Origin of the sequence: Streptomyces sp. UH6 (genome assembly GCF_013421635.1) — a bacterium.
Taxonomy (GTDB): Bacteria; Actinomycetota; Actinomycetes; order Streptomycetales; family Streptomycetaceae; genus Streptomyces; species Streptomyces abyssomicinicus.
Genome location: NZ_JACADT010000137.1, coordinates 1 through 9034, shown reverse-complemented (window position 1 = coordinate 9034; position 9034 = coordinate 1). Strand labels below are relative to the sequence as shown.

Here is a 9034-nt window from a genome sequence, read left to right as displayed (position 1 = left end):
GGTGCTGCGCGCCTACGACGCCCGCGGCCGCATCCACGACGCCACCACCGTCCACGACGGGACGGACCCCGAAGCCGTGATCGCCGCGCAGTTCGCCCACCGTGAGGTGGTCCAGATCCACAGCCGCAACATCGCCTGGGGCTGCTTCATGTTCCGCGTCACCCGCGACTGAGCGGCCGTGACCGCACCCGCGCAGGAGGCCGCCCGGCACGACGAGCCCGCCCGCCCGGCGGCGGCACCCGCAACGACAAGGACGGGCGGCCCGGACCGCGTTCGGGCACAATGCGCCCCATGCCGCCCACGACCCCCATGCACGCCGGTCAACTCATGGTCACCGAAGAGCAGATGGCCGTCCTGGTGGCCGCGCAGTTCCCCCGGTGGAAGCAACTGCCGGTCCGCGCCTGCCCCTCGGACGGCACCGACAACGCCCTCTTCCGCATCGGCGACGACCTGGTCGCCAGGCTCCCCCTCCTCGGCGACGACCCGGACACCGCACGCCGGGACGTCCGGCGGCAGATCGAGGCCGCGGCCAAGGTCGCCGAAGCCGCCCGCGTCCCCACCCCCCGGTTCGTCGCCCTCGGCGAACCCGGCCCCGGCTACCCGCTCCCGTGGAGCGTCTACCACTGGATCCCCGGCACCACCGCCACCGCCGCCGACGTCCAGGACTCCACCGCCTTCGCGCAGGACCTCGCCGCCTTCGTCCTGGACGTCCGCGCCCTCGACACCGAGGGCCGGGTCTTCCGGGGCAAGGGCCGCGGCGGACTCCTCGGCGGTCACGACGATTACGTCGCCTCGTGCCTGGAGCGGAGCCGGGACCTGATCGACACCCACGCCCTGGCCGGCCTGTGGGCGCGCCTGCGCCGGACGCCCCGCAGCGAGCCGGACCTCTGGACGCACGGCGACCTGATGCCCGGCAACCTCCTCACCGAGCGGGGCCGCCTCGCCGGTGTGATCGACGTCGGCCAGGCGGGCGTCGCCGATCCCGCCGTGGACCTCCAGCCCGCCTGGAACCACTTCGGACCGGCCGCCCGGGAGGCGTTCCGCGTCGCCCTCGGCGCCGACGACGACGCCTGGGACCGGGGCAAGGGCTGGGCCCTCGCCCAGGCCGTCGGCTGCCTCCGGTACTACCGGGAGACCAACCCGGTCATGTCGGACCTCGCCCGCTCCACCCTCCTCGCCCTCCTGGAGGACGAAGCGGCCTGACCCTCACGTCGCAGGCCGGCCCCTCACGCCGCCGGCCTGACGTTCCGAATCCGCCCGTAGGCGTACACACACCCGGCCAGCGCCAGGTCGGAGAGGAGCATGAAACCGATCGAGTACGAGTCCTTCGCGCTGTAGATGGCGCCCATCAGCAGCGGGGGCACGAACCCGCCCAGCCCGCCCATCGCGCCGACCACGCCGGTCACCGAGCCGACCTGCTGCTGCGGCGTCACCTGGGAGACCAGGGCGAAGACGCTGCCGCTGGTGGTGCCCAGTCCCGCGGCCATCACCAGGAGGCAGATCGTGCCCATGGGGTAGAGGTGCGGGTCGAACGCCTGGAACACGGCGAACAGCGCCACCACGGCCAGCGCCCCGGCCGTCACCAGCGCCGGGTGGATCCGGTCCGAGAGCCAGCCGCCGAACGGCCGGAAGATCACTGTCACCAGGGCGAACCCTGCCGCCTTGGTGCCCGCGTCCGTCGGATCCAGCTCGTACCAGGTCTTCAGGTACGACGGCAGATAGACACCGAACGCCACCACGCCGCCGAACCCGATCGCGTACAGCGCCGACAGCTCCCAGGTGACCCGCAGCCGGGATGCCTGACCGAGCCGCGAGGCCAGCGAGGCCGTCGGCACCGTCCGGTCGGGCCGGTCACGGATCAGGAAGAACGCCGCCACCGCGAAGACGGCGAGCGCCAGCGCCACCACCAGGAACGGCAGCGTCTCACCGTGCTCGGCGATCCGCGGCGTGAAGTACCCGGAGAGCGCCACACCGCCCATGCCCATCCCGAAGACGCCCAGCGCGAGCCCGCGCCGCGACGGCGGGAACCACGAGTTGACCAGCGGAATGCCGATGGCGAACGTGGTACCGCCCAGGCCCAGCAGGAAGCCCACCGCGATCATCGCGCCGAACGAGTTCCGCGCCGGGATCACCAGCAGCACCGGAAGGATCGTCAGGGCCGAGACCAGCGGGAACATCACCCTGGCCCCGTACCGGTCGGTCAGCGCGCCCACCGGGATCCGGCCCAGCGACCCGACGAGGACCGGAACCGCCACCAGGAACGACTGCTGGAAGGAGCTCAGCGACAACCGCTGCCCGAAATCCCCCGCCAGCGGCGAGATCAGGTTCCACGCCCAGAAGGTGAGCGCGAAGCCGACCGTCGCCGTGGCCAGGTTCCGGTACGCCGCGCCGGAAACCCGGTCGGCCTCCGCCGTCGTCGCCGCTCCCGGAGCGGATTCCTTCGATGGATTCACGCGTCCCACGCTAGGAACACGCCCTTGGCCCCGCCCGGCGGACTACTCCGGACGGCGGCCGGACCCGCCTCTCAGCGGTCCTCCGGTCAGCGGTCCTCCGGTCAGCGGTCCTCCGGGTCGAGCCACCACAGTCCGAGCACCACCAGGAACGACAGCACCAGGAATGCGGCGCACCACCAGGCGGTCGACACCTGCCCGGACATCCAGGTGTCGACCACCACCGTCAGCGCCCACAGCTGACCGGCCAGCACGGTGAAGGCGAGCACCAGACGCGCCGACAGCTTCGACGCCCGCTCCGGCTCCTGCTCGGTACCCGCACCCGGCCCCGGCCCCGTGTGCCGGATCCGCCCGTCGCCGTACCCACTGGTCGGCCGGATCTGCGGGTACCGCTCGTCCAGCGGACGGTTCAGCCACGGCCGGGAGCTGCCCGGCCGGTACCCCTCCTGGCCGAAGCCGATCGACCGGCGCCTGGAAGCGTCCTCGCTCACCCGTCCTCACCCTCCTCCGGGCACCCCAACTGCCTCCGCAGGTCGGGCTGCTGGAACTGCCGGCACAGCGCGTCGGTCACGTTCTCGCCCGACCGGGCCGTCGCGAACGCCCACACGCTGCCGTCCTCCTCCTCGGTCAGGTACACCCTGGGGAGCGGCCGGGGCGGCGGCCCCGCCGTCACCTCGCCGGTACGGACGTCGAACACGCCCTCGTGGCACGGGCAGTACAGCTCGCCCTCGTCGCCCCGGTCGGCCCGCCACATCACGCCGCAGGCGAGATGCGTGCACACCGCCGAGTAACCCACCAGCGTGCCGTCGCCCAGCCGGACCGCCACCGCCCGGTCCTCGTCCTCCGGGTAGCGGAACGCCACCGACCGCCCGGGCTCGAGCCGGTCCGCGATCCGCACCCGGGGAGGCTGCGCGTTCCCGCTGTCCCCGTGCCGGTGCAGCACCCCCGCCGCCACCGCCACCCCGCCGGCCGCCAGACCGCCCGAGACCGTCGCCACCAGCCGCAGGCAGTCCCGCCGGGTGGTCAGCGAGTGCGCCGTGATCCGGTCCCGCATCGACTCCTGCGCCGCGTCGTGCTCCCGCTCCGCGTACGCCCGCGGACCGCCGTCCGCGCCGGGACCCCCGCCGGGGCCCCCGCCCGGCTCGGGTCCGGGCTCGTGCCGGGTCACGCTCATCGCACGTCCACCCCGTTCACCTCGACCACCGGAAGCCCGCCCGGCACCGGCCAGCGGGCCCGCTCGGCCGGAACCACCATGGCCACCCCCGTGCGCACGGTGCTCCGCCCGAAGGTGAACTCGTCCACCACCTGCACGCCCGGCCGCTCCTCGCGCAGTTCCTCCACCGTCCCGTAGAACAGGGCGCCCGTCGGGCAGACCGTCGCGCACATCGGCGCCAGACCGAACGAAGTGCGGTCGTAGCAGAGGTTGCACTTGAACTGCAGCTTCGCCGTCACATCGATCTTGGGCACGCCGAACGGACAGGCGTTGACGCAGTTCGCGCAGCCGATGCACCGGGTGGTGTCGGCCTCCTGCACCACACCGTCGGCCGTCACCAGGATCGCGTCGGCCGGACAGACCTCCGCGCACGGCGCCACCGGGTCCTCGCAGTGCATGCAGACCGTGGGCAGCGCGGCCACCGACTGCCCCTCCTGCGGGTAGTCCAGATGGATCAGGGACTTGCCGCGGTGCGAGTCGCACTCGCGGCAGGCCGAGACGCAGGCCTGGCAGCCGATGCAGCGCCCCGGATCGATGAAGATGGTGCGGCCCATCATGACGGACGTCAGCTCCTCTCCGCGGTACCGCGACCCTGCGACGCGGACGGCGGCAACGGGTCGGACAGGGCGGCCTGGACCTCCTCGTAGGGGGCCCGGCCGGGCGGGACCGGCGGAACCGGCACCTCGTCGACGTGCTCCGCGAGCTCCAGCCTGGCCGCGGCCACCTTGTACTCGGGGATCCGCGACCTGGGATCGAGCGCGTCCACGGTGAGCACGTTGGCCGCCGTGGGCGCGGGCCAGTGGTAGGGGACGAACACCGTGTCCGGCCGGATCGCCTCGGTCACCAGCGCCGGGAGGACCACGCTGCCGCGCCGGGTCACCACCCGCACCGGATCTCCGTTGCGGAAGCCCTGCGAGGGATGGATCTCCACCCACGGCCGCGGTGTCTGCTCCACCAGACCGCCCAGCCGGCGCGTCTGGGTGCCCGACAGGAAGTGCGCCACGGTGCGGCCGGTGGTCAGCGTCAGCGGGTACTCGGCGGTGTGGACGTCCGCGGGCGGATGCCACTCCACGGTCTGCAGGTGCATCTTGCCGTCGGGGTGGTAGGTGCGCAGGTCCTCGAAGAGCCGGGGCGTGCCGGGATGGTCGGTCGAGGGGCACGGCCAGCAGATGCCGCCGGTCTCCTCCAGCCGCTCGTAGGTGATGCCCGAGTAGTCGACCAGCGCCCCCGCCGTCGCCACCCGCAGCTCCTCGAAGACGTCCCGCGACCCGCCGAAGGCGAACTTGTCCCCGGCCCCCAGCCGCCGCGCCAGCTCGCACAGCACCCAGGTGTCGGTGCGCACCCCCGGCGGCGGGTCCTGCGCCTTGTTGTGCTTGACGACCCGGGCCTCGGCGTTCGCCGTCACCCCCTCGTCCTCGGCCCAGACGGTCACCGGCAGCACCACATGGGCGTTGGCGGCCGTCTCGGAGAGGAAGAAGTCCAGCTGGACGTGGAACTCCAGCCGGTCGTACCCGTCCTTGACCACACGGTGGTTGGGGAGCGAGACGAGCGGGTTGTTGCACACGCCCAGCAGCCCGCGGATCTCCCCGCGCTGCATCTGCCAGACCATCTCCATCATCGACGTGCCCACACCCGGCAGGTCGGCCTCGTCGATGCCCCAGATCTCGCAGATCTGCCGGCGGTGCTCCGGGTTCTTCAGGTCCCGGCCGCCCGGCAGCATGTCGGACTTCTGGCCGTGCTCCCGGCCGCCCTGGCCGTTGCCCTGCCCGGTCAGCGTGCCGTACCCGGCGCCCGGCCGGCCCACGTTGCCGGTGGCCACGATCAGGTTGACCACGCTCAGGCAGTTCTCCACGCCCTGCGTCTGGTGCTCGATGCCCCGGGCGTGACAGGCCATCGCGTTCCCGGCGCCGGCGAACATGCGCGCCACCTCGTACACCTGGGACTCGGGGATCCCGCAGATCTCCGCCGCCCGCGACGGCGGGTACTCGCGCACGCAGCGCACCACGTCGTCCCAGCCGGTGGCGTACGCGGCGACGAACTCCTCGTCGACCAGACCCTCCTCGATCACCACGTGGAGCACCGCGTTGAAGAACGCGGAATCGGTGCCCGGCCGCAGCGCCACGTGGATGTCCGCCGTCCGGGCGATGGCCGTCTCCCGCGGATCCACGATGATCAGCTTCGCCCCGCGGTCCCGTCCGCCCCACACGTACTGGGTCAGGACCGGGAAGCACTCGCCGATGTTGCCGCCCGCCACCAGCAGGCAGTCCGTCACCAGCATGTCGGAGAACGGGTTGCCGGCCCGGTCGACGCCGAAGACCGCCTTGTTGGCGGCCGCCGCCGACACCATGCAGAGCCGTCCGTTGTAGTCCAGGTGCCGGGTCCTCAGCGCCACCCGGGCGAACTTCCCGACCAGGTACGTCTTCTCCGTGAACAGACTCGCCCCGCCCAGCATCCCGAAGGCGTCCCGGCCGTGGCTCTCCTGGATCCGCCGCATCTCGGCCGCGGTGAAGTCCAGGGCCTCCTCCCAGCTCACCTCGCGGAACGGCTCGTCGCGGGAGCCGCGCACCAGCGGCGCGGTCAGCCGCTCCGGATGGTTGATCTGCTGGTAGGCGTTGACGCCCTTGGGGCACAGCCGCATCCGGTTGATGTCGTGGTTGCGGGGCTCCATGCCGAACACCTTGCCCGCCTCGTTGACGCGCAGGTACATGCCGCACTGCACCCCGCAGAAGCAGCAGTGGGTGGGGACCAGCGTCTCGCCCCGCTGGTCCGCGTGCCAGCGGTCGGCGGGGATGCCGCCCGCGTCGCGGAACGACTGTGCCCCCGGCGGCGCCGACGTGGGGTCGAGCGGAATGGTCGGCCGGTTCACTTGTAGCCCTTCTTGACGTTCTCGAGATAGGCGGACCCCCGCAGGACCCGCTTGCACCGGGGGCAGTACTCGGCCCACTCGTCGAAGTCGAGCCGCAGGTCGCGCATGGTGCCGCGGAGGTTCTCCACATAGGCGTCGGTGTCCACCGTCATGCCGCACCGGCGGCAGGCGAAGACCTTCTCGCCCTGCCGGGCCGTGTACTTGAACAGCTGCATCCCCACGGCCGCCGGGCGCTGGGCGATGTGGAAGAACTTGCCGAACGGCAGGTAGATCAAGGTGAACACCACCGAGATCATGTGCAGCACCATCAGGAACTCGTAGCCCTGGCCGTGCAGGAAGATCGCGGAGAAGGTGAGCAGCAGCCCCGTCACCGAGATCACCACCAGGGCGATCAGGGGGAGCAGGTCGTACGCGAACCGCTGCCCCGTCATCGCCCCCCGGTCGCGCATCCGCCGCCACAGGAAGTACGAGGCCCCCGCGATCACCAGGACGGCGGCGATGTCCAGGCCGTGGAAGAGCAGCCAGCCGAAGAAGCTCAGCGAGTCGAAGGTCAGCAGCTTCACGCCCCACATCCGCCACTCGTACTGCGGACCGGGACCGGTGGGGGAGGTGAAGGTGAACCAGCCCCAGGTCAGCGGGAAGGTGATCACCGCGGCCAGCAGGCAGCCCCAGAAGATCAGCTGGTGGGCGGCCCACCGGCCGTGCGAGCGCGCGCCCAGGAACTTCTGGAAGCCCAGATAGGTGGCGATCATGCGGGGCACCGCGGTGGGCGCGCGGCGGAAGTTCTCCACCGAGAAGAAGGACCGCCAGCCCTGCTTGAACAGGCGGCGGGCGGCGGGCGCGGACACCCACACCGTGTACCGGTGGACCAGCCCGAAGACGAGGAAGACCGAGGCGGCCGCGTAGGGCAGCAGCGCCGAGTCGAAGTCGCGCAGCAGTCTGCTGCCGAACACGATGGCGAGGATCAGCGCACCGGCCGCCACGGCACCCGCCAGGGTCGCCCGGCCGGTCACCGAGAGCCGGTCGAGCCGTCGTGCGGGCCCGGGCGCGACGGGCGGCGTGGGGGGGTTGGACTCGCTCACACGGGCACACTAGGAGAGAGCGGGTCACCACTGCCCCTTTTGTTCCCTCGGGCGGGCATGTCTCACTCCACCGGTCCTCCGGTCGGCGTCCCACCGCCGGCCCCCACGACAGAACAGGCAGCCGAACGCACGTGACCACCGACAGCCGGCACCAGAACAACCGGACGGACCGCATGGATCTCCGGTACACCCCGACCGCGCGCGACTTCCGCGAGGCGCACCGCGCCCACGCCCGCTCCACCCGGGCGGGCCGCCGCCGGCTCGCCGTCACCCTCGTGCTGACCGTCGCGGTGATGGCGGTGGGCATCCGCGGCGGCTCGGTCACCGTGCTGTCCCTACTGATGGGCGCCGCCTACCTGTTCTTCGCCCTGGTCTTCCTGCCCCGGGCGCAGGCCGGCCGGGCCGCGGCCAGGGCCGCGGAGGGCGGGGGACAGCGGGTCCGCATCGACCCGACCGGCGTGCGCGTCACCGCCGGCGGCGAGCAGCGCCGGTTCGCGTGGCCGGAGATCGCCCGCCACCTGGAGACGCCCCGGCTCTTCCTCCTGATCGGCGCGGACCGGGACCAGCCGTGCCTGGCGGTGCTGCCCAAGGAGGGCTCGGGGGACCGGCTGCGGGCCCTGCTGGAGACCCGGTCGCATCCCGCCCGGCCGAACTGACCGGAACTCCGGCGGTGGTCCCGGGGCCCGTGTGAGGCTTCGGGCATGGACGCAATCGATCAGGCTCCGGACGGCGGCATACCCGACGCCGGCAAGCCGCACTCCGCACGCGTGTGGAACTACCTGCTCGGCGGAGAGGACAACACCCCCGCCGACCGGGCCGCCGGCCGGGCCGTCCTCGAGCACTTCCCCGATTTCGCGGCCGTGGCCCGGCACCAGCGCCTCTTCCTGCGCCGTGCCGTGCGGTTCCTCGCCGAGGAGGCCGGCCTCCGCCAGTTCCTCGACATCGGCACCGGGCTGCCCACCGCCGACAACACCCACCAGGTCGCCCAGCGCGCCGCCCCTGACAGCCGGATCGTCTACGTCGACCACGACCCGCTGGTCCTGCGGCACGCCGAAAGACTCCTCACCTCGACGCCCGAGGGGAGCTGCGCCTACCTCGACGCGGACGTCCGCGACCCCGAGGGCATCCTCGCCCGGGCCGCCGAGACCCTGGACCTCACCCGCCCGGTGGGCCTGATGCTCTTCGGCGTCATGGGGCAGATCCCCGACGAGGACGACCCCTGGTCCCTCGTCCGCACCCTGACCGAGGCGCTGCCGGCGGGCAGCCACCTCGCCCTCACCGACGGCACCGACACCGGCGACGCCCTCAACGAGGCCGTCGCCGCCTACAACAGCCGGTCCGTCCACACCTACCACCTGCGGTCCCCGGAACGGATCGCCGCCTTCTTCGACGGGTTCGACCTCCTCCCCCCGGGCCTGGTCCG

Annotated in this window: 10 protein-coding genes; 4 read left to right on the top strand and 6 right to left on the bottom strand. The window is 72.5% G+C overall.

Annotation, left to right across the window (positions count from 1 at the left end; all coding sequences use genetic code 11):
* Window position 1 precedes the first annotated feature (1 nt).
* Both HW445_RS10295 and HW445_RS10290 read left to right on the top strand, forming a co-directional pair.
* A complete protein-coding gene (locus HW445_RS10295) occupies window positions 2–172 on the top strand; it encodes a DUF1203 domain-containing protein (RefSeq protein ID WP_308798795.1) in 171 nt (56 codons plus the stop codon).
* 119 nt (window positions 173–291) lie between these two features.
* The gene (locus HW445_RS10290; protein WP_257230975.1) at window positions 292–1203 is read left to right on the top strand and encodes an aminoglycoside phosphotransferase family protein; all 912 of its coding nucleotides are present in this window, start codon (window positions 292–294) and stop codon (window positions 1201–1203) included.
* Window positions 1204–1226: 23 nt separating this feature from the next.
* Here HW445_RS10290 and HW445_RS10285 read toward each other — a convergent pair whose 3' ends face one another.
* The 6 genes from HW445_RS10285 to HW445_RS10260 form a co-directional block, all read right to left on the bottom strand.
* A complete protein-coding gene (locus HW445_RS10285; RefSeq protein WP_180220721.1) occupies window positions 1227–2453 on the bottom strand; it encodes an MFS transporter in 1227 nt (408 codons plus the stop codon).
* 101 nt (window positions 2454–2554) lie between these two features.
* The gene (locus HW445_RS10280; protein ID WP_308798789.1) at window positions 2555–2941 is read right to left on the bottom strand and encodes a hypothetical protein; all 387 of its coding nucleotides are present in this window, start codon (window positions 2939–2941) and stop codon (window positions 2555–2557) included.
* Window positions 2938–3624, bottom strand: a complete 687-nt coding sequence (locus HW445_RS10275; RefSeq protein WP_180220720.1) for a ubiquinol-cytochrome c reductase iron-sulfur subunit — start codon at window positions 3622–3624, stop codon at window positions 2938–2940. The genes HW445_RS10280 and HW445_RS10275 overlap by 4 nt, the downstream gene beginning before the upstream one ends.
* On the bottom strand, window positions 3621–4220 hold the full coding sequence (locus tag HW445_RS10270) for a 4Fe-4S dicluster domain-containing protein (RefSeq protein ID WP_180220719.1): 600 nt from the start codon (window positions 4218–4220) through the stop codon (window positions 3621–3623). The genes HW445_RS10275 and HW445_RS10270 overlap by 4 nt, the downstream gene beginning before the upstream one ends.
* A gap of 8 nt (window positions 4221–4228) precedes the next feature.
* Window positions 4229–6529: a molybdopterin oxidoreductase family protein gene (locus tag HW445_RS10265; protein ID WP_308798787.1), complete on the bottom strand. Its 2301-nt coding sequence runs from the start codon at window positions 6527–6529 to the stop codon at window positions 4229–4231.
* On the bottom strand, window positions 6526–7611 hold the full coding sequence (locus tag HW445_RS10260; RefSeq protein ID WP_374939626.1) for an MFS transporter: 1086 nt from the start codon (window positions 7609–7611) through the stop codon (window positions 6526–6528). The genes HW445_RS10265 and HW445_RS10260 overlap by 4 nt, the downstream gene beginning before the upstream one ends.
* Window positions 7612–7742: 131 nt before the next feature.
* Between HW445_RS10260 and HW445_RS10255 the strand changes: the two genes are divergently transcribed.
* Together HW445_RS10255 and HW445_RS10250 are read left to right on the top strand one after the other, a co-directional pair.
* Window positions 7743–8267, top strand: a complete 525-nt coding sequence (locus HW445_RS10255; protein ID WP_180220718.1) for a YcxB family protein — start codon at window positions 7743–7745, stop codon at window positions 8265–8267.
* A gap of 45 nt (window positions 8268–8312) precedes the next feature.
* On the top strand, window positions 8313–9034 hold a 722-nt coding region (locus tag HW445_RS10250; protein WP_180220717.1), incomplete at its 3' end, for an SAM-dependent methyltransferase.